The sequence below is a fragment of the Gymnodinialimonas ceratoperidinii genome, from assembly GCF_019297855.1.
GTDB lineage: Bacteria > Pseudomonadota > Alphaproteobacteria > Rhodobacterales > Rhodobacteraceae > Gymnodinialimonas > Gymnodinialimonas ceratoperidinii.
The window spans coordinates 473,886-490,922 of record NZ_CP079194.1 but is presented as its reverse complement, the minus strand read 5'-3'; the positions used below and the strand labels follow the sequence as shown (position 1 = coordinate 490,922).

General features: G+C 65.6%; 19 protein-coding genes and 1 riboswitch. Of the genes, 10 read left to right on the top strand and 9 right to left on the bottom strand.

The window, feature by feature from the left end:
* Nucleotides 1-14 precede the first annotated feature (14 nt).
* Nucleotides 15-1,061, top strand: a complete 1,047-nt coding sequence (locus tag KYE46_RS02415) for a Hint domain-containing protein (RefSeq protein ID WP_219003217.1) — start codon at nucleotides 15-17, stop codon at nucleotides 1,059-1,061.
* Nucleotides 1,062-1,064: 3 nt separating this feature from the next.
* On the opposite strand, the gene KYE46_RS02410 is transcribed toward KYE46_RS02415, so the two are convergent.
* The 3 genes from KYE46_RS02410 to dapD form a co-directional block, all read right to left on the bottom strand.
* Nucleotides 1,065-1,436 carry a hypothetical protein gene (locus KYE46_RS02410; protein WP_219003215.1) on the bottom strand — a complete coding sequence of 124 codons (372 nt, stop codon included), beginning with the start codon at nucleotides 1,434-1,436 and terminating at the stop codon, nucleotides 1,065-1,067.
* Between the two features lie 67 nt (nucleotides 1,437-1,503).
* On the bottom strand, nucleotides 1,504-1,755 hold the full coding sequence (locus tag KYE46_RS02405) for a GlsB/YeaQ/YmgE family stress response membrane protein (protein WP_219003213.1): 252 nt from the start codon (nucleotides 1,753-1,755) through the stop codon (nucleotides 1,504-1,506).
* Between the two features lie 178 nt (nucleotides 1,756-1,933).
* Nucleotides 1,934-2,764, bottom strand: a complete 831-nt coding sequence (gene dapD / locus KYE46_RS02400) for a 2,3,4,5-tetrahydropyridine-2,6-dicarboxylate N-succinyltransferase (RefSeq protein WP_219003211.1) — start codon at nucleotides 2,762-2,764, stop codon at nucleotides 1,934-1,936.
* A 153-nt stretch (nucleotides 2,765-2,917) separates the two neighbouring features.
* Between dapD and KYE46_RS02395 the strand changes: the two genes are divergently transcribed.
* Nucleotides 2,918-3,757: an LOG family protein gene (locus tag KYE46_RS02395; RefSeq protein ID WP_219003209.1), complete on the top strand. Its 840-nt coding sequence runs from the start codon at nucleotides 2,918-2,920 to the stop codon at nucleotides 3,755-3,757.
* Between the two features lie 156 nt (nucleotides 3,758-3,913).
* Here the strand turns inward: KYE46_RS02395 and mepA are convergent, their stop codons facing one another.
* Genes mepA through KYE46_RS02380 form a run of 3 tightly spaced genes read right to left on the bottom strand, consistent with a single transcriptional unit; the run spans nucleotide 3,914 to nucleotide 6,770 of the window.
* Nucleotides 3,914-4,816 carry a penicillin-insensitive murein endopeptidase gene (mepA, locus tag KYE46_RS02390; RefSeq protein WP_219003208.1) on the bottom strand — a complete coding sequence of 301 codons (903 nt, stop codon included), beginning with the start codon at nucleotides 4,814-4,816 and terminating at the stop codon, nucleotides 3,914-3,916.
* 17 nt (nucleotides 4,817-4,833) lie between these two features.
* Entirely contained in the window at nucleotides 4,834-6,183 is a 1,350-nt protein-coding gene (locus KYE46_RS02385) for an MFS transporter (RefSeq protein ID WP_219004982.1), read from the bottom strand.
* A gap of 56 nt (nucleotides 6,184-6,239) precedes the next feature.
* Nucleotides 6,240-6,770: an acyl-CoA thioesterase gene (locus KYE46_RS02380; RefSeq protein WP_219003206.1), complete on the bottom strand. Its 531-nt coding sequence runs from the start codon at nucleotides 6,768-6,770 to the stop codon at nucleotides 6,240-6,242.
* A gap of 160 nt (nucleotides 6,771-6,930) precedes the next feature.
* Between KYE46_RS02380 and KYE46_RS02375 the strand changes: the two genes are divergently transcribed.
* Nucleotides 6,931-7,215 carry a YggT family protein gene (locus KYE46_RS02375; protein ID WP_219003204.1) on the top strand — a complete coding sequence of 95 codons (285 nt, stop codon included), beginning with the start codon at nucleotides 6,931-6,933 and terminating at the stop codon, nucleotides 7,213-7,215.
* Nucleotides 7,216-7,248: 33 nt separating this feature from the next.
* Here KYE46_RS02375 and msrA read toward each other — a convergent pair whose 3' ends face one another.
* Complete coding sequence (gene msrA / locus KYE46_RS02370; RefSeq protein WP_219003202.1) at nucleotides 7,249-7,911, bottom strand: peptide-methionine (S)-S-oxide reductase MsrA; 663 nt, start codon at nucleotides 7,909-7,911, stop codon at nucleotides 7,249-7,251.
* A 128-nt stretch (nucleotides 7,912-8,039) separates the two neighbouring features.
* On the opposite strand from msrA, the gene KYE46_RS02365 reads away from it, so the two are divergent.
* From KYE46_RS02365 to KYE46_RS02335, 7 genes are all read left to right on the top strand, one after another.
* On the top strand, nucleotides 8,040-8,741 hold the full coding sequence (locus KYE46_RS02365; RefSeq protein ID WP_219003200.1) for a sulfotransferase-like domain-containing protein: 702 nt from the start codon (nucleotides 8,040-8,042) through the stop codon (nucleotides 8,739-8,741).
* 117 nt (nucleotides 8,742-8,858) lie between these two features.
* Nucleotides 8,859-10,643, top strand: a complete 1,785-nt coding sequence (locus KYE46_RS02360; RefSeq protein ID WP_219003199.1) for an adenine deaminase — start codon at nucleotides 8,859-8,861, stop codon at nucleotides 10,641-10,643.
* A gap of 118 nt (nucleotides 10,644-10,761) precedes the next feature.
* Entirely contained in the window at nucleotides 10,762-12,246 is a 1,485-nt protein-coding gene (locus KYE46_RS02355; RefSeq protein ID WP_219003197.1) for an AMP nucleosidase, read from the top strand.
* 136 nt (nucleotides 12,247-12,382) lie between these two features.
* Nucleotides 12,383-12,673 (top strand): HU family DNA-binding protein, encoded by a 291-nt coding sequence (locus KYE46_RS02350; protein ID WP_219003196.1) that lies wholly within the window; start codon nucleotides 12,383-12,385, stop codon nucleotides 12,671-12,673.
* A gap of 72 nt (nucleotides 12,674-12,745) precedes the next feature.
* Nucleotides 12,746-13,615 (top strand): DMT family transporter, encoded by an 870-nt coding sequence (locus KYE46_RS02345; RefSeq protein ID WP_219003195.1) that lies wholly within the window; start codon nucleotides 12,746-12,748, stop codon nucleotides 13,613-13,615.
* Nucleotides 13,616-13,723: 108 nt separating this feature from the next.
* Nucleotides 13,724-14,437 carry a cytochrome c biogenesis CcdA family protein gene (locus KYE46_RS02340; protein WP_219003194.1) on the top strand — a complete coding sequence of 238 codons (714 nt, stop codon included), beginning with the start codon at nucleotides 13,724-13,726 and terminating at the stop codon, nucleotides 14,435-14,437.
* Between the two features lie 15 nt (nucleotides 14,438-14,452).
* Nucleotides 14,453-14,857, top strand: a complete 405-nt coding sequence (locus KYE46_RS02335) for a thioredoxin family protein (protein ID WP_247716892.1) — start codon at nucleotides 14,453-14,455, stop codon at nucleotides 14,855-14,857.
* 9 nt (nucleotides 14,858-14,866) lie between these two features.
* Here KYE46_RS02335 and KYE46_RS02330 read toward each other — a convergent pair whose 3' ends face one another.
* Nucleotides 14,867-15,568, bottom strand: coding sequence for a hypothetical protein (locus KYE46_RS02330; RefSeq protein WP_219003193.1), 702 nt, complete (start codon nucleotides 15,566-15,568; stop codon nucleotides 14,867-14,869).
* A gap of 162 nt (nucleotides 15,569-15,730) precedes the next feature.
* On the bottom strand, nucleotides 15,731-16,843 hold the full coding sequence (gene aroC / locus KYE46_RS02325) for a chorismate synthase (protein ID WP_219003192.1): 1,113 nt from the start codon (nucleotides 16,841-16,843) through the stop codon (nucleotides 15,731-15,733).
* Nucleotides 16,844-16,913: 70 nt separating this feature from the next.
* Nucleotides 16,914-17,028: riboswitch (TPP riboswitch) on the top strand.
* Nucleotides 17,029-17,037: the final 9 nt, after the last annotated feature.

Here is a 17,037-nt window from a genome sequence, read left to right as displayed (position 1 = left end):
AAACGGATCCCCTGATGTCATGGCAAGCCATATGGAGCGAAGGACGGGCCTACCGCGTGCCGCCCGTGGCCTGTGACACGCCGCTGCGCGCCATGACCCTATTGCTGGAGCTGATCGGCCCAAAGAAGCCGACCCCGCCGCGCGGCCGCAGTGTCGCGCGCGATATCCCGCTGCGCCTGTGGCAAGGGGCGCGGGAGGGTGCCGGGGCGATCTGTCTCTACCTGATGCCCGACGGGGCGCTGCGGCTGCTCCATGGCGAGATCGACCTGCGCACCGAGCCGGGGACCCTGCGCGCGGGTGAGACCCTGAGCCTACGGTATATCGCTTGCTCCGAGGGGCGGAGCGATCTGCTGGAAGTCACGAACCACGACCAGGACCGGGTGCAGGTCCAGCGCTCGGGCCTGCAGCAGCAGGCGACGCTGGCCGACGCCCTGCCCCGTGATCCGCGGTTTCTGACGGTGGCCCATGTTGCGGCGGTGGCCTCGAGCGCCATCGCGGCCAATGCGCTGCCCGGGATCGAGAGTGGCGCCATGGTGGCGACGGCGGAGGGCACGCGTCCCGTCGATGCGCTGCGACCCGGTGACCGGCTGCTGGATGACACCGGCTCGGCACATCCGTTGCGCTGGATCGAGGCGCGGCCGCGGCTGTGCCTTGGACGGGCGGCGCCGATGTGCCTGCGTGCGCCTTATTTCGGGCTGGTGCGCGACCTCGTGGTGACGCCGCAGACGCGGTTGCTGCAGACCGGTCCGATGGTCGATTACCTGTGCGGCACCGAGGCGGTGCTGGCCACCGCCGCGGACCTCGCGACCGGGCGCGCGGTGACGCGGGATCGGTCGAAGCCGATGCGGATGTTCTATCACATGATGCTGGACGATCCGGCCTGCATCCGGGTCGAAAACTCGCCGATTGAGACGGTTCATCTGGGCGATGTCTTGGCGCTGGGCGATCAGGAGATCAGCAAGGCGGCCTCCCCTGTCGCGGCTGATACCACGCCCTCGCTGCCGTTGCTGGACCGGGCCGCGGCCCGTGCGCTGGTGACGGCCCATGGCAAGGCCGCCTGAGCGTCAGGCGTCGGCGGGATCGGGGCCGTCGCCGAAGAACGGAGTCATCTGCACCACCACGACGGAATTTTCCGCCCGCGCGCGGTCCATCAGCTCGCGTTCCTCATCGCTGATCTCGTCGCCCTGGGCTTCCCGCTCGGCGAGCGAGCCGTAGCCTGTCACGTCCAGCGGCGCGAGGTCGGCCTGCTTGAGCACGGCCACCGTCTCGCGCACGGCCTCGGCCTCATCGACGCCGGAGGCGAAGCAGAGGAGTCCCGCGCCGGTCGCCTTCTTCGGCAGGCCATCGTTTTCCTTGCGCCCGACTTCCACGAGGAGCGTGAAGACCTCGTGCACGGCCTTGGGCTTTTTCGGTTTCTTTTGATCATTCTCGGACATGGGGGCGGAGTGATGAGAAATCACGCCCCTGTCAAGGCTGAGACGCTGCCCGACGCTCGCCTGACGTTCAGCGTCCGCGGATCATCCGCCACAGCACGATCAGGATGCAGGCGCCGAGGAAGCCCACGATGCCCTGGGCGATCCAGCCCTCGGTGGGAACGATCCCGACCAGCCGCAGCAGGAAATTGGCGACGACCGCGCCAAGGATGCCGAGGATGATATTGATCAAGATGCCGGTGCGTGCGCCCATGAAGCGGCTGGCAATCCAGCCCGCGAGGCCGCCGACGATGATGGCGGCGAGAAATCCGAGGCCCTGCATGTGGTTCTCCCTTAAGTTGCGAGACCAGTGTGAGGGGCGAAAGGGGCCCCTGTCCAGCATCTTGATGGGGGGGGCGCCGGGGGCCAAGCGTCGGAATGGGGGGCCAGCCCCCCAGGCCCCCCGGAGTTGTAGGGGCCAAGATGAAGGGGCTGGCGTGCGCACGAGTTGCGCGGAGTGATCAGTCGCGCAGGAGGTCGTTGATCGAGGTCTTGGCGCGGGTCTTCTCGTCCACGCGCTTGACGATCACGGCGCAGTAGAGGTTCACGCCGTTTTTCGAGGGCATGGAACCGGCCACGACGACGGAGCCCGAGGGGACCTCGCCATACATGACGTCGCCGGTTTCGCGGTCGACGATCTTGGTGGACTGGCCGATGAAGACGCCCATGCCGAGGACCGAGCCTTCGCGGACGATGCAGCCTTCGACCACCTCGGAGCGGGCGCCGATGAAGCAATTGTCCTCGATGATCGTGGGGCCGGCCTGCATCGGCTCCAGCACGCCGCCGATGCCGACGCCGCCCGAGAGGTGGACGTTCTTGCCGATCTGGGCGCAGGAGCCGACGGTGGCCCAGGTGTCGACCATGGTGCCGCTGTCGACATAGGCGCCGAGGTTCACGAAGGAGGGCATGAGCACCACGCCGGGCGCGATGTAGGCGGACTTGCGGACCACGCAGTTAGGCACGGCGCGGAAGCCCGCGTCCTTCCAGTCGCCCTCCTGCCAATCGGCCCATTTGCTGTCGACCTTGTCCCACCAGGAGCCGCCCTGTGCGGAGCCGGACTGCATCTCCATGTCCTTCAGGCGGAAGCCCAGAAGCACGGCCTTCTTGGCCCATTGGTTCACGTGCCAGTCGCCGTTTTCCTGCCGTTCGGCGACGCGTAGCTGGCCGCCATCGAGCGCGGCAAGCGTGCTTTCGATGGCGTCGCGGATCTCTCCTGCGGTGGCGGGGGTGATCGTGTCCCGCGCCTCCCAGGCGGCTTCGATGGCGGTTTCCAGCTGAGCATTCACGGACATGGCGGTTTCCCTTTGGTCACGACGGCGTTTGCAGGCGGCTATAGTGCGCACGGCGCGTTGATGCAACGCAGCAGCAACGCGCGGCGGGGGTGGGTCTTTTCCGCCCCGCGCGCTAGGTTGCAAGGAAACCAGACAACCTTGGGATGACCACAGATGAGAGACGACCGCCGGCCCCTTCGCGATGCCCATGAGGATATCGCCGATACGCAGAAATTGCCCGACACCCCGCAGGCGCAATCCGAGGCCTATCGCCTGGCCTTTGCCGATCGGGATTTCCTGTGCCGGGACGAGTTGCGCCCCGTACGTCTGCAGCTCGAATTGCTGAAGCCCGAGTTGGGGCTGGACGAGCACGGGATCAAATCGACCGTGGTCCTGTTCGGCGGCGCCCGGATCCCGCGACCGGAGGAGCGCGACGGCGCGCGCAGCGACACCCTGCGCGACATGTCGAAATACTACGACGAGGCGCGGGAGTTCGCCCGCGTGATCACCGAGCGCTCGGTCGCCTCGGGGTGCTCGGAGAACGTCGTGGTAACCGGCGGCGGACCCGGCGTGATGGAGGCGGGCAACCGTGGCGCCGTGGACGCGGGCGGCAAATCCATCGGGCTCAACATCGTGCTGCCCCACGAGCAGGAGCCGAACCATTTCGTGACGCCCGAGCTGTGCTTCAACTTCCACTACTTCGCGATCCGCAAGATGCATTTCCTGATGCGCGCAAAGGCGATCGCGGTCTTCCCCGGCGGCTTCGGCACCATGGACGAGACCTTCGAGACCCTGACCCTGATCCAGACCGGGCGGATGGAGCGTATCCCGTTCCTGCTGTTCGGCGAGGATTTCTGGCGCGAGATCGTGAACTGGGAGGCGCTGGTGCGCGCGGGCACGATCTCACCGGAGGACCTCGACCTGTTCCGCTTCGTGGAGACGGCAGAGCAGGCGCTGGAGGTGATCGATACCTGGCCCCTCGAGGGCAAGCGCGGCGACATTCCGGGGCGCTGAACTAGAGATCGGCAGTCGCGCTGGTGATATTGCCGTGCGGCGCATCGGCTCGGTGAAGACAGGAACGCCCTCGCAGGATGCTGCGAGGGCGTTTGTGCATCTGGCGCTATCGAGGCTGGAGCAGAGTTGCCCGTTCCGGCGCTGACAGCCTCTCGCCTACTCGAAACCGCTCAGCAGGCCGAGGCATTGGTTCGGCATGTTCCCGAGGGACACGCGCATGCCCGAGGGGGGGCTTTCGGGGGGCGGCGTGTTGTTGGGCGGGCTTGGCGGCGGCGGGTTGCGGATGCGCTCGGCGCGGTCGTAGGCCTCCTGGCAGCCGTCGCCCTGGGGCAGCGGCTGGTTCTGGCAGTTGCGGTCGCCCGAGGGGCACTGGAGCCGGACGTGGAAATGGTAGTGGTGGCCGTTGGCGGGACGGATGTGCGACAGCCAGCTGCGGTCGCCGGTGACGTTCTCGCAGAGCCAGACCTTGACGCCGGTGGTCACGAAGATCCGCGCCACGCGGGGATCGGTGGCGGCGAGGCGCAGGACCTCGGCGTGATCGGCTGTCCAGTTCCCGTTGACGGAGGCGCCGCGCTCGGCCCGGACGGAGATCGAGGAGAGCGTCTCACGCTCCTGCTCGGAAAGGTTCAGACGCTCGGGCGGATACATCCAGATGTCGGCATCGAGGCCGACCTGATGGCTCGCGTGGCCGGTCAGCATCGGCCCGCCGCGCGGCTGGCTGAGATCGCCCACGTAGAGCCCGGCCCAAGAGGTATTGCGGGCCACCTGCGCGCTGAGGTTCTGGACGTAGTCGATGAGCTCGGGATGGCCCCAGTTGCGGTTGCGCGACAGGCGCATCGCCTGCCAGGTCGGCCCGGTCTCGGCCAGTTGCTGTGAGCCGGCGACACAGCCATTGGAGTAGAAACCGATCGCCTCGCCCGGTCCGCCGGAGGCGCGGGTCTCGGCGCCGAAGTACTGCCGGGCCTCGCTGCGCGACTGGGTGGCGTCGAGCTGCATCGAGGGGCCGCCCGCACCGCAGGCCGCCAAGAGCATCAAGGCGAAGGGGAACAAGCGTCTCATGGCGGTATCTCCTGGGTTCAATTTCGACCTTCGGGGTCCACGTAATACAAAAGGATCAGGCCAATGGTGAACAAAATCACCAACGGCACAACCCCCAGCTGCTGGCTGCCGGAAATCTGCGTTGCGACGCCGATGGAGAGCGGCGCGATGAAGGAGGTGGCCTTGCCCGCCAGCGCGTAGAGGCCGAAGGCCTCGGTCATGCGGTCGGGATAGGCCTGGCGCACCAGCATAGTGCGGGAGGAGGATTGCAGGGCCCCGCCACAGGCGCCGATGAAGGCGCCGAGGATGTAGAAGGCGATGTCGGGCAGGGACGAGTCCGGCGCGACGGCGATGCCCAGAACGCTTTCGCGGCTGATGAACACCACGGCGAGCGCCACAAGCGCCAGAAGCACCACGTTCGTTACGATCACCGGCTTCGGGCCGAAACGCCCGTCCGCACGACCGCCGAGCCACGCAAAGAATGCGCCGGTGATGATCGCGAGAATGCCGAAGATGCCCACGTCCACGACACTCCACCCCAAAACACCCGAGGCATAGATGCCACCGAAGACATACATTCCGTTGAGCGCGTCGCGGTAGAACATCGACGACAGAAGGTAGGCCATCAGGGGCTTTTCCGACGGCAGGCGGCGCAGGGTCTTGATCAGCGCGGGCATCGCGCCGCGCAGCGCGCGTCCCATGGGCACCGCGCCCGGTTGCGGCGCGTCCCGGACCCAGAGGAAGAAGGGGATCATGCCGACCGCGTACCAGACGGCGGTCAGCGGCCCGACGGCGCGCGTGCCTTCACGGGCGTCCGGATCGAGGCCGAAGATCGGCTCGATCCCCAGAAGGGTCGTCCCCGTCTCGGCGCTTTCGGCAAAGAAGAACAGCATCAGGATCAGCGAGACCAACCCGCCCACGTAGCCCCAGGCGAAGCCCGAGCCCGAGATGCGTCCGATCTCGGTCTTGGTGCCGAGCGTCGGCAGCATGGCATTGGTGAAGATCGTGGCGAACTCCATCCCGATCAGGCCGACGGCAAAGAAGATCAGCGTAAGGACGAGGTTGAAGTTGTCCGGCGCGGCCCACCAGAGGCCGTAGGAGCCCACGACATACATCACGGAAAACAGCCAGATGAACGGCATGCGACGGCCCGAGAGGTCCGCCATCGCGCCGAGGAAGGGCGCCGCGATAGCGATCAGCAGGCCCGCCGCGCCGACGCCGTAGCCCCAGGCCGTCTGCGCCTGCGTGCCGCTGCCCAGTAGCTCGTTCACATAGGGGCCGAACAGGAAGGTGAGCAGCAGCGTGTTATAGGGCTGGCTGGCCCAGTCGAAGGCCCACCAGCCCCAGATACGTTTGCGGCGGTCGGAAGCGGTGGGGTGAGCTGTCATGTCCATCCGCGCACCTTCCGGCGCGGCGGCGAGATTGTCCATCGCGAAGCGAAGGATCAGAGCTCGGGCGGCCAGATCCGTGTCTTGTCGGCCTCAGCCCAGGCGTTGACCCAATCGGGGAACGGCGGGCTCTCGCCCTCCACGCCCAGCGCCTTGGCGACATCCGCAACCGGCGCGAGGCGCCCGCCCTTGGTCACGCCGGTCCGCAACAGGGCGTGGTTGCAGCAGGTGTCACCGCGCCACATCGCCTGCTCGAGATAGAAGAACCTGTTGTCCCATCCCAAAAACCGCGTTCGCAGCTCGAACCGCTGAAACGGCGTGACCCGCGCGCGGTAGCGCACCGTCGAGCCGGCCACGACCAGACCCCAGCGCTGCTCTTTCAGCACGTCGACCAGACCGATGCGGATCGACAAAGCGAACCGCCCGAGGTCGAACAGCGTCATGACGCGGCCATTGTTCATCTCCATGAAGCCGTCGATATCCACCGGCAGGCAGGTCATCGACATCTTGTGGGTGTCGTAGATGCCCATCTTCGGCAGACGGCGCTCGCGCCGCATGATGGCGGCCAATCTCAGGTATGGATACATGGAGGCTGCTTCGCCAATGGCCGCGCCCGGCGCAAGCGCGCCGTGGCGTCAAACACCGACCGAGGCGGTGCCGCCGGGTAATCTGCCTGTTTTCCGAGCTTGCAGCAGGCCCCGCGCACCCCTATTTGGCTAGGAACCCTTTGGAATTCGGACCTTGCCCATGACCTCTCTGCTTCAGATCCTGCTGCTCTTGCTCGGCGTGGTGAAATTCATCGTGATCGCCCACATCATCATGTCGTGGCTGATCAACTTCGGTGTGCTGAACCTGCACCAGCCGATCGTGGCCCAGATCTGGGATGGACTGAACCGCCTGCTGCAACCGCTCTACGACCCGATCCGGCGCTTCCTGCCGAACATGGGCGGGCTCGACCTCGCGCCGCTGGTCGTGATCCTCGGCGTCTACGCGCTGGAGATCGTCATCACCAACAACCTGATGTTCATCTGAGGGCAGCCAAAGCCCGCGGCGCGGCCTGCCGCGTCACAGGTGATCGGCGGCAAAGGCCGCCTCGGAGCCCCAGACGTCCAGAACCCTTTGGTCCCGGCCACAGGCCTCGCGATATAAATCGTAAGCGACCGATTTGCGGCGCGGGCCAAAGCGCGTCAGCACAAGATCGTTCGAGCGGTAGTAATCCTGGTGGTAATCCTCCGCCGGGTAGAACGGCGCGGCATCGCGGATCGGCGTGACGATGTTCTGGCCGAGGCTCCCCTCGGCCTCCATGATCGCTCCCTGCGCGATTTCGCGCTCGCGGTCGTCGTTCACGAAGATCGCCGTCGTATAGCTCTCACCCCGGTCGCAGAACTGGCCCTCCGTGTCGAGCGGATCGATCGAGCGCAGGAACAGCCGCAACAGCCCCGCATAGGGCAGCACATCGGCATCATAGGTGATCTCCACGACTTCCAGATGGCCTGTGCCCCCGCGCACAACGTCGCGATACTCGGGGTTGGGCACGCTGCCCCCGGCAAAGCCGGACACAACCTCGATCACGCCATCGACGCCCTCGAAATCGCTCTCCACGCACCAGAAGCAGCCACCGGCCACGACGGCGGTGCGAATGTCCGCGGCATGGGCGCGACCGCCTTGGACCAGCGCGCCGGCAAAGATCGCGAGCGCAAGGGTCGCAATCTTGATCACGTCGCGCATGGGGCTTTTGGATCGGAAATAACGTCTGAACATGAGACCTCCACCTTTGTTCCGAGGCTCGGAAAGTTGCCCTTGCATTGCAACACACAGCGGTGTGATCTCACGCGGAAATGAACGGGGAGTTGTCTATGCGTATTGCCATGTGGTCCGGCCCGCGGAACCTGTCGACTGCGATGATGTATGCCTTCGGTCAACGCGCCGATTGCGTCGCCTGGGACGAGCCCTTCTACGCCGCCTACCTCGCGAAATCAGGCGTGACGCACCCGATGCAGCAGGAGATCCTCGCCAGCCAGCCCGAGCGCTTCGACGCGGTGATTGAGCAAATCGAAGAGCCGCCCTCAAGACCGGTTCAATACCTCAAGGTCATGGCACATCACATGTTGCCCGGCGTGCCCCTCGACTGGGCGGAAGGCTTTGCCAACGTTCACCTGCTGCGCCACCCCGCCCGCGTCATCGCCAGCTATGCCGTCAAGAACGACATCGAGATCACCCTCGACGATATCGGCTTCGCCCAGGCCGAGCGCATCCACGCCGCGCTCCCCGGGCCGATCATCGACAGCGCCGATATCCGCGCCAACCCCGAGGCCATGCTGCGCGCGCTCTGCGCCGCCATCGACCTGCCCTTCGACCCGGCCATGTTGGCGTGGCCCGAGGGGCCGAAAGCCTGTGACGGAGTCTGGGCGCCGCATTGGTACGACGCGGTCCACCGCTCCACCGGTTTCGCCCGCGCCGAGGGCCCGCTGCCCGACCTGCCCGAGCACCTGCAACCCCTCCTCGCCGAGGCGCTGCCGATCTACGAGGCCCTCCACGCGGACCGCCTGCGCGACTAGGCGCAGCGCCCCCCTTCATCTTTTCACAAATACGGAAAATCACCCCCAGCCCCACGCGCGGCCGACTGCCGGTGAAACGTCCCTTGCAGGCCCCTGCGCGCTCTGCAAAATTGGGACATGGAACATACCCCCTTTCCCTCCTGGCAAGACGTCGCAAGCGACCTCGTTGCCGTTGCCGCAGGCCGGACCGCCGCCGATCTGGTGATCCGCGACGCCCGTGTCGTTCTCGTGCAGACCCGTGAAGTGATGGACGGCTGGCAGGTCGCCATCCGCCACGGCCGCTTCGCCTATGTCGGTCCCGATGCCAGCCATTGCATCGGCGAAGGCACGCAGGTGGAGGAGCTCTCGGGCCGCTACCTCATCCCCGGCCTTTGCGACGGACACATGCATATCGAATCCGGCATGCTGACGCCGGCGGAGTTCTCCCGCGCCGTGATCCCCCATGGCACCACCTCGATGTTCACCGACCCGCACGAGATCGCCAATGTCTTCGGCCTGCGAGGCGTCCGACTGATGCATGACGAAGCGCTGCTGCAGCCGATCAATGTCTTCACCCAGATGCCCTCCTGCGCGCCCTCGGCTCCAGGGCTGGAGACCACGGGCTACGAGATCGGCCCCGAGGATGTCAGCACCGCGATGGAATGGCCCGGCATCGTGGGCCTGGGCGAGATGATGAACTTCCCCGGCGTGATCAATGGCTCGCAGCAGATGCTGGCCGAGATCGCCGCGACGCAAGCGGCGGGCAAGACGGTGGGCGGGCATTACGCCTCGCCCGATCTCGGCCCCGCCTTCCACGCCTATGTCGCCGGCGGCCCGGCGGATGAACACGAGGGCACCTGCGAGGCCGACGCCGTGGCGCGGATGCGGCAGGGAATGCGGTCGATGATCCGCCTCGGCTCCGCTTGGTACGACATCGAAAGCCAGATCACCGCGATCACCGAGCGCGGGCTCGATCCGCGCAACATGATCATCTGCACCGACGATTGCTTCGCCAAGACGCTGGTGGAGGACGGCCACATGAATCGCGCGGTGCGCCACGCGATCGATTGCGGCTGCGACCCGCTGATTGCCCTGCAGATGGCCACGATCAACACCGCCACCCATTTCGGGCTGGAGCGCGAGCTTGGCCAGATCGCCCCCGGCCGCCGCGCCGACATGATCGTCACCTCCGACCTCTCCACCCTGCCGATCGAGGCGGTCTACGGGCGCGGCGAGAAGATCGCCGAGGGCGGCACCTGCCTCGTCGATTGCCCGCATCTCGACTGGCCGGATGACACGCGCCAGTCCGTCCACCTCGGCAAGACGCTCACCGCCGCGGATTTCGAGATCCGTGCCGAGGGCGCGGAGGTCACCGCCAATGTCATCGGTGTGGTCGAGAACCAGGCGCCGACGAAGGCGTTGCAGATGGATTTGCCGGTCCGCGACGGCGTGGTGGAACCGGACGGCATCGCGCAGATCGCCCTCGTGGAGCGTCATCGCGCCACCGGGGAGGTGACGAATGCCTTCGTCTCGGGCTTCGGCTACGGGCCGGGGATGGCCATGGCCTCCACCGTGGCCCACGACAGCCACCACATGATCGTGGTCGGCACCGACCGCGAGATGATGGCCCGCGCCGCGATGCGCTTGGGCGAAGTCGGTGGCGGCGTCACCCTTTGGCAGGATGGGGAAGAAAAGGCGCTGGTGGAATTGCCCATCGCGGGCCTGATGTCCGACCGCCCGGCGTCCGAGGTGGCCGCAAAGGTGACACAGCTTATCGAGGCGATGACCGCGGCGGGATGCTCCCTGAACAACGCCTACATGCAGCACTCCCTTCTGGCGCTTGTGGTGATCCCCGAATTGCGGATCTCGGACCTTGGGCTTGTCGACGTGCGGACGTTCGAGCTGACCCCGGTGCTGCCATGAGCGCCTTCGCGCAGAGCATCAATTGGCCTTTCATCAATTCTGCCGCGCTGGCGGGTACCCTTGGAAAAGAGGGAACCGAAAGCTTGTGCGAGGCATATGAATATATAGTTGAGGTAGAATGACGACGCATGCCCCCCAAAAGATCCGCACGCCCGACCACGGCGAGCCCATGGCCTTCACCGACGCGACTGAAGCCGTCGCGCAGGTGCAGAAGCTCTATAATGAGGCGACGCAATTCCTCGGCGACCATTTCACCGAGACGGTGCTGAACGGCGCGCCGGAGAACACGCGCTTCCGGGCGTTCTACCCTGAGATCCGCCTGCGCACGACCTCCTTCGCGGGCATCGATAGCCGCCTGTCGTTCGGCCATGTCTCGGAGCCCGGCACCTATGCTACCACGATCACGCGGCCCGACCTGTTCGAGAATTACCTGATCCAGCAGATCGACCTGCTGATCCAGAACCACGGTGTGAGCATCTATGTCGGCCCCTCGATGACGCCGATGCCGGTGCACTTCGCCGTGGCGCAGGACACCTCGATCACGGTGCCCCAGGAGGGCGCGGGAGAGTTCATCCTGCGCGATGTCTTCGACGTGCCGGATCTGGCGACGACGAACGACGATATCGTCAACGGCCTGGGCTTCACCTTCGAGGACGGCGCCTGGCCGCTGGCGCCTTTTACCGCGCAGCGGATCGATTACTCGCTGGCGCGGCTGGCCCATTACACCGCCACCGATCCGAGCCACTTCCAGAACCACGTGTTGTTCACCAACTACCAGTTCTACGTCGACGAGTTCGAGGCCTACGCCCGCGCGCAGCTCGACGATCCCGACAGCGGCTACACCAGCTTCGTCGCCACCGGGAACACGATCATCACCGATGCCAAGACCCCGATCGCGCAGCCCGCGAAGATGCCGCAGATGCCGACCTATCACCTGACCCGCAAGGACGGCTCGGGGATTACCCTCGTCAACATCGGCGTCGGGCCGTCCAACGCCAAGACCGCGACGGACCATATCGCCGTGCTGCGTCCCCATGCCTGGCTGATGGTCGGCCATTGCGCCGGGCTGCGAAACTCGCAGCGTCTGGGCGATTTCGTGCTCGCCCACGCCTACCTGCGAGAGGACAAGGTGCTGGACGATGACCTGCCGATCTGGGTCCCGATCCCGGCGCTGGCGGAAATTCAGGTCGCGCTGGAAACGGCGGTGGCCAATGTCACCGAGCTGGAAGGCTTCGAGTTGAAGCGGATCATGCGGACCGGCACCGTCGCCAGCTTCGACAACCGCAACTGGGAGCTGCGCGACCAGACCGGGCCGGTGCAGCGTCTGTCGCAATCGCGCGCCGTGGCCCTCGACATGGAAAGCGCCACGATCGCGGCCAACGGGTTCCGCTTCCGGGTGCCCTACGGCACGCTTCTGTGCGTCTCGGACAAGCCGCTGCATGGCGAATTGAAGCTGCCGGGCATGGCGTCCGACTTCTACAAGGACCAGGTTTTGCGGCATTTGCTGATCGGCATTCGCGCGATGGAGCATCTGCGGGAGATGCCTCTGGCCCGCCTGCACAGCCGGAAATTGCGCTCTTTTCAGGAGACTGCGTTCCTTTGAACGAAGAAAAACGCGCATTTCCCCGTGTTTTTCAACAAAACATGGCTTTGATGCGTTGTGTGGGCTCACAAAATACGGTTAGTTTCGCGCCAACCGGCCCTATGGCACGGGGGATAGACAGCAGGAGAATAAGCACATGGCAACCAAACCCATGACGAAAACACAACTCGTTGCCGCTCTGGCAGACGAGATGGGCGCCGACAAGAAAGCTGCAAGCGCAGCACTCGACGCCGTCACGGCAGTCGTGACCAAGGAAGTCGCAAACGGCGGTGCCGTGACCCTTCCCGGCATCGGCAAAGTCTACTGCCGCGAGCGTCCCGAGCGCATGGTCCGCAACCCCGCCACGGGCGAGCAGATCAAGAAAGAGGCCGACAAGCAGGTGAAAGTCACCGTTGCGAAGGCACTGAAAGATTCCGTGAACGGCTGATATTGCCGTCCACCTGAAGACATGAGAGGGTCGCGCCACGGGGTGCGGCCCTTTTTCTTTGGGAGAAAATTCATGGACTTACGCGCATTGGTAATGGGGCTTACTTTTGCCCTGATCTGGTCCTCCGCGTTCACGTCCGCCCGCATCATCGTCGAGGCCGCGCCGCCGCTCTATTCGCTGGCCGCGCGGTTCCTGATTTCCGGCGTGATCGGGATCTCCATCGCGCTGGCGCTTGGCCAGCGGTTCAACCTGACGCGCAATCAATGGCGCGCGGTGATCATCTTCGGCCTGTGCCAGAACGCCGTCTACCTCGGCCTCAACTTCGTTGCGATGCAGTGGATTGAAGCGTCGCTGGCGGCGATCATCGCGTCGACGATGCCGCTTCTCGTGGCGCTGGCAAACTGGACGGTGTTCAAGGAGCGCCTTCCCGCCATGGGTATCTTCGGCATGGTTGCGGGCTTTGCCGGGGTCGCCGTGATCATGGCGCAACGCTTTGGCGGCGGGGCCGACCCCTTAGGGATCGCGCTGTGCCTGATCGCTGCCGTGGCGCTGGCCGCCGCGACGCTTACCGTCAAGAGCGCGTCGAGCGACGGGGGCAACCTCCTGATGATCGTGGGGCTGCAGATGATCGTGGGCGCCGTGGCGCTGCTGTTCCCGGCCATGGCGCTGGAGACGTTGAGCATCGACTGGACGCTGCCCTTCATCCTCGCGTTCATCTACACGACGCTGATGCCCGGCCTCGCGGCGACGCTGATCTGGTTCCTCCTCGTGGGGCGTATCGGGCCGACGCGGGCCGCGACCTACCACTTCCTGAACCCGGTCTTCGGCGTCGCCATCGCCTTCGTGTTCCTCTCCGAGCGGTTGAGCTGGATCGACGCGCTTGGGGTGGCGATCATCGCGGGCGGCATCCTCGCGGTGCAGCGCGCGCGCATCAAGGCCTGAGCCGAGCCGCCGTCGCAGGGACAGAGCCTGTGGGACGGCCGGCGCATGACAGGGCGTTCACGGGCAATTCATGTGACCGGAGCGCCGACCCTTGGCATTAGGTTGGGCATGGAATTCATTCTCGCCTATGCCGCAGGGCTTCTGACCCTGATCAACCCCTGCGTCTTGCCGGTGCTGCCGATCGTTCTGGCAGGATCCCTGCAAAGCAGCCGCTACGGCCCGCTGGCATTGGCGGGCGGCATGGGGCTCGCCTTCGTCACCCTTGGTTTCGGCGTCATCGCGGCGGGTCACCTTGTCGGGCTGCGGGAAGAGACCGTGTCGCAGGCGGGCGCCGTGCTGATGATGGTCTTCGGCGCCGTGCTCATGGTGCCGCAGCTCTCGGCGCGCTTTGCCACCGCGACGGCGGGCGTTGCATCGCGCGCCGACGACGGAATGCGCGACATGCAGACCGACGGCTGGCAGGGGCAGTTTCTGGGCGGCCTGCTTCTGGGCGCGGTCTGGAGCCCCTGTGTCGGGCCGGTGCTCGGCTCTGCCATCTCGCTCGCCTCGCAAGGGGAAGAGCTTCTGCGCGCGTTCCTGATCATGGTGGCCTTCGCCCTTGGGATCGGCACCATCATCATCGCCCTTGGCTACGGCGCCCGCGCGGCGTTGCAGAAACGCATGGGCGCCCTGCGGGCTTTCGCCAGCGCCTCGCGTCCGTTTCTCGGGGCTGTCTTCTTCCTTGTCGGTCTGGCCATCTTCATGCGCTGGCACCTGATGCTGGAAGTCTGGCTGCTCGACCGCATGCCCTATTGGCTGCAAGACCTTTCCGTTGCCCTGTAACATCTGGAGATCTCCATGACCCCTATCACCCGCCGCACCCTGATGCTCTCGGCTGCCGCCTTCGCGCTGATGCCGCTGAGCGCCCTTGCCGAGATGATCGACTATGCCCCCGGCAGCGCCGAGGCGGCCATTGCCAGTGGCGATACCGTTTTCGTGGATTTCGCCGCCGACTGGTGCTCCACCTGTCGCAGTCAGGAACGCACGATTGAGGCGCTGCGGGACGCGAACCCGGCCTATGACGATGCAATCGCGTTCTACCGGGTGGATTGGGATGCGTTCGGCAACGGCGCCTTCGCGCAATCGCTCAACATTCCGCGCCGGTCGACGCTGGTGATGTTCCGGAACGGTGCCGAGGTCGGCCGCGTGGTTGCGGGCACCCGCGAGGCCGATATCCGCGCCTTGCTTGATCTGGGTCTGTAACGGCCCGCCTCAAGGCATCGCGACGCCGTCGTTCCGGGCAGCCACGGCCGTGAGGTTGTCGAGCGTCCATTGCGCCGCGCCATCTACCTGCGCATCCAGACGCAGGGTGAGGGTCTCGGGCGGGTCCGACATCTCGATCCGGACCCGCAGGATCGTGATTTCTGGGGCGCTGCCCGGCAGCGCGTCTTCCGGCTGACGGGGAATGAGGCGTTCGGCATGGGCACTGGCGCTGAGGGAGGCGCTTTGGGTCGCCTCGACCTCGGCGGCTGAAGTGGTCCCTTCAGGCATTTGCACGCGAAGAAGCTCGGTCTCGTTTAGGGAGGCCGTCAGCCCCCCCTGCTCGGCCCAATCGCCAATCAGGTGGAGATCGAAGGACAGCCGGACATGGTCCGCATCGGCGGGGATCGGGAAAGAGCGCTGCACCGGCTCTGCATCGAACGGCCCCAACACCGGCCCGAGGCCGGGTAGGCGATCACTGGTCGCATCGGGTCGCCAACCCGGCGCGCCGAAGGTGAAGTCCTGATAGGCCAAAAGCGTCTCGTGCGCGGCGAGCTCTCGGAAGCCGTCGCGGCCCTCCGGATCACCCTCCACCGGTGTGCGCAGTGTGGTTGCCAGCAGCAGCACCAACGCGGCACAGGTCACCAACAATACGAGCCAATCAACAGTGATATAGCTGTCGCGATGCTCTCGCTTACGAGCATTCTGCCCCATAAGACATCCAGTACATAAAACCCCAGTTTCGCCTTAGTTGGAGCGAATTATGGCGGAAAAAAGGCAGCGCCAAGACGCTTTTTCCGCATTGTTCAGGGGTTGGCACCAAAGCGCCGGGCAGAGGACTATTGGGCCAGAAACCTGCTGAAGTTAAACAAAAAGTTACCCAATTGTCCCGCGAGTATCGCCCACTTCGCCACCGATCTGGCCGCGGTGAATCAGGATATGGTCGAGCAAAACGCAGGCCATCATCGCTTCTCCGACCGGCACTGCCCTAATTCCGACACAAGGATCATGCCGTCCCTTGGTGATGATTTCAGCCGGTTCACCCGTCTTGGTGATGGTCGCGCGGGGGGTCAGGATCGAGGAGGTCGGCTTCACCGCGAAACGCACGATCACGTCCTGTCCGGTGGAGATGCCTCCAAGGATGCCGCCCGCGTGGTTCGAGGAATATTCCGGGCCGTTCGCGCCCATGTGGATCTCGTCGGCATTGGCCGAACCGGTCAGGGCCGCCGCTGCCATGCCGTCGCCGATCTCGACGCCCTTCACGGCGTTGATCGACATCATCGCGGCGGCGAGGTCGGTATCGAGCTTGGCGTAGATCGGTGCGCCAAGCCCGGCCGGAAGACCGCTGGCGCGCAATTCGATCACCGCGCCGACGCTGTCGCCGGATTTCCGCAGGTCGTCGAGGTAGCTGGCCCATTCGTCGGCCGCCTGCGCGTCGGGAACCCAGAAGGGGTTCTGCTCGACCTGCGCCAGATCGAACCGGGCGCGGTCGATGCCATGGGGGCCCATCTGCACCATGTAGCCGGTGACCCGCAGCTCGGGCGCCAGCGCCGCCAGCGCGGCGCGTGCCACGCCGCCGGCGGCCACGCGCGCGGCGGTTTCGCGGGCGCTGGACCGGCCGCCGCCACGGGGGTCACGGATGCCGTACTTCTGCCAATAGGTGATGTCGGCATGGCCCGGGCGAAATTTCTCGGCGATGTCGCCATAATCTTTGGAGCGCTGATCGGTGTTGCGGATCATCAGCTGGATCGGCGTTCCGGTCGAGCGGCCCTCGTAGACGCCCGAGAGGATCTCGACCTCGTCGGCCTCGCGGCGCTGCGTCGTGTACTTGTTCTGGCCGGGCTTGCGGCGGTCCAGCCAATGCTGGATCGCGGCGGCGTCGATCTCGATCCCCGGAGGGCAGCCATCGACCGTCGCGCCAAGGGCGGGGCCGTGGCTTTCGCCCCAGGTGGTGACGCGGAACAGGTGACCGTAGGAATTCATACTCATAGGCTCCGATTAGCGGCGTGCGATGCTTTTGCCAAGCGGCTTGCCGTACCTACCCCTTTGCCCTACGTCTTTACCCACCTCGGGGAGCCCAAGCGTCGACTGACGTCCATGGCTGAGATTGCGCAAGCTGACCCGTTGAACCTGAACCGGTTAACACCGGCGGAGGGAAGGTTATCGCGGCAGGCTCGCCCGGA

Excerpts from the sequence above, each read along its gene's own strand:
- KYE46_RS02415 (WP_219003217.1), top strand. The coding sequence starts at position 15 with ATGTCATGGCAAGCCATATGGAGCGAAGGACGGGCCTACCGCGTGCCG.
- KYE46_RS02410 (WP_219003215.1), bottom strand. The coding sequence starts at position 1,436 with ATGTCCGAGAATGATCAAAAGAAACCGAAAAAGCCCAAGGCCGTGCAC.
- KYE46_RS02405 (WP_219003213.1), bottom strand. The coding sequence starts at position 1,755 with ATGCAGGGCCTCGGATTTCTCGCCGCCATCATCGTCGGCGGCCTCGCG.
- dapD (WP_219003211.1), bottom strand. The coding sequence starts at position 2,764 with ATGTCCGTGAATGCTCAGCTGGAAACCGCCATCGAAGCCGCCTGGGAG.
- KYE46_RS02395 (WP_219003209.1), top strand. The coding sequence starts at position 2,918 with ATGAGAGACGACCGCCGGCCCCTTCGCGATGCCCATGAGGATATCGCC.
- mepA (WP_219003208.1), bottom strand. The coding sequence starts at position 4,816 with ATGAGACGCTTGTTCCCCTTCGCCTTGATGCTCTTGGCGGCCTGCGGT.
- KYE46_RS02385 (WP_219004982.1), bottom strand. The coding sequence starts at position 6,183 with ATGACAGCTCACCCCACCGCTTCCGACCGCCGCAAACGTATCTGGGGC.
- KYE46_RS02380 (WP_219003206.1), bottom strand. The coding sequence starts at position 6,770 with ATGTATCCATACCTGAGATTGGCCGCCATCATGCGGCGCGAGCGCCGT.
- KYE46_RS02375 (WP_219003204.1), top strand. The coding sequence starts at position 6,931 with ATGACCTCTCTGCTTCAGATCCTGCTGCTCTTGCTCGGCGTGGTGAAA.
- msrA (WP_219003202.1), bottom strand. The coding sequence starts at position 7,911 with ATGCGCGACGTGATCAAGATTGCGACCCTTGCGCTCGCGATCTTTGCC.
- KYE46_RS02365 (WP_219003200.1), top strand. The coding sequence starts at position 8,040 with ATGCGTATTGCCATGTGGTCCGGCCCGCGGAACCTGTCGACTGCGATG.
- KYE46_RS02360 (WP_219003199.1), top strand. The coding sequence starts at position 8,859 with ATGGAACATACCCCCTTTCCCTCCTGGCAAGACGTCGCAAGCGACCTC.
- KYE46_RS02355 (WP_219003197.1), top strand. The coding sequence starts at position 10,762 with ATGACGACGCATGCCCCCCAAAAGATCCGCACGCCCGACCACGGCGAG.
- KYE46_RS02350 (WP_219003196.1), top strand. The coding sequence starts at position 12,383 with ATGGCAACCAAACCCATGACGAAAACACAACTCGTTGCCGCTCTGGCA.
- KYE46_RS02345 (WP_219003195.1), top strand. The coding sequence starts at position 12,746 with ATGGACTTACGCGCATTGGTAATGGGGCTTACTTTTGCCCTGATCTGG.
- KYE46_RS02340 (WP_219003194.1), top strand. The coding sequence starts at position 13,724 with ATGGAATTCATTCTCGCCTATGCCGCAGGGCTTCTGACCCTGATCAAC.
- KYE46_RS02335 (WP_247716892.1), top strand. The coding sequence starts at position 14,453 with ATGACCCCTATCACCCGCCGCACCCTGATGCTCTCGGCTGCCGCCTTC.
- KYE46_RS02330 (WP_219003193.1), bottom strand. The coding sequence starts at position 15,568 with ATGGGGCAGAATGCTCGTAAGCGAGAGCATCGCGACAGCTATATCACT.
- aroC (WP_219003192.1), bottom strand. The coding sequence starts at position 16,843 with ATGAGTATGAATTCCTACGGTCACCTGTTCCGCGTCACCACCTGGGGC.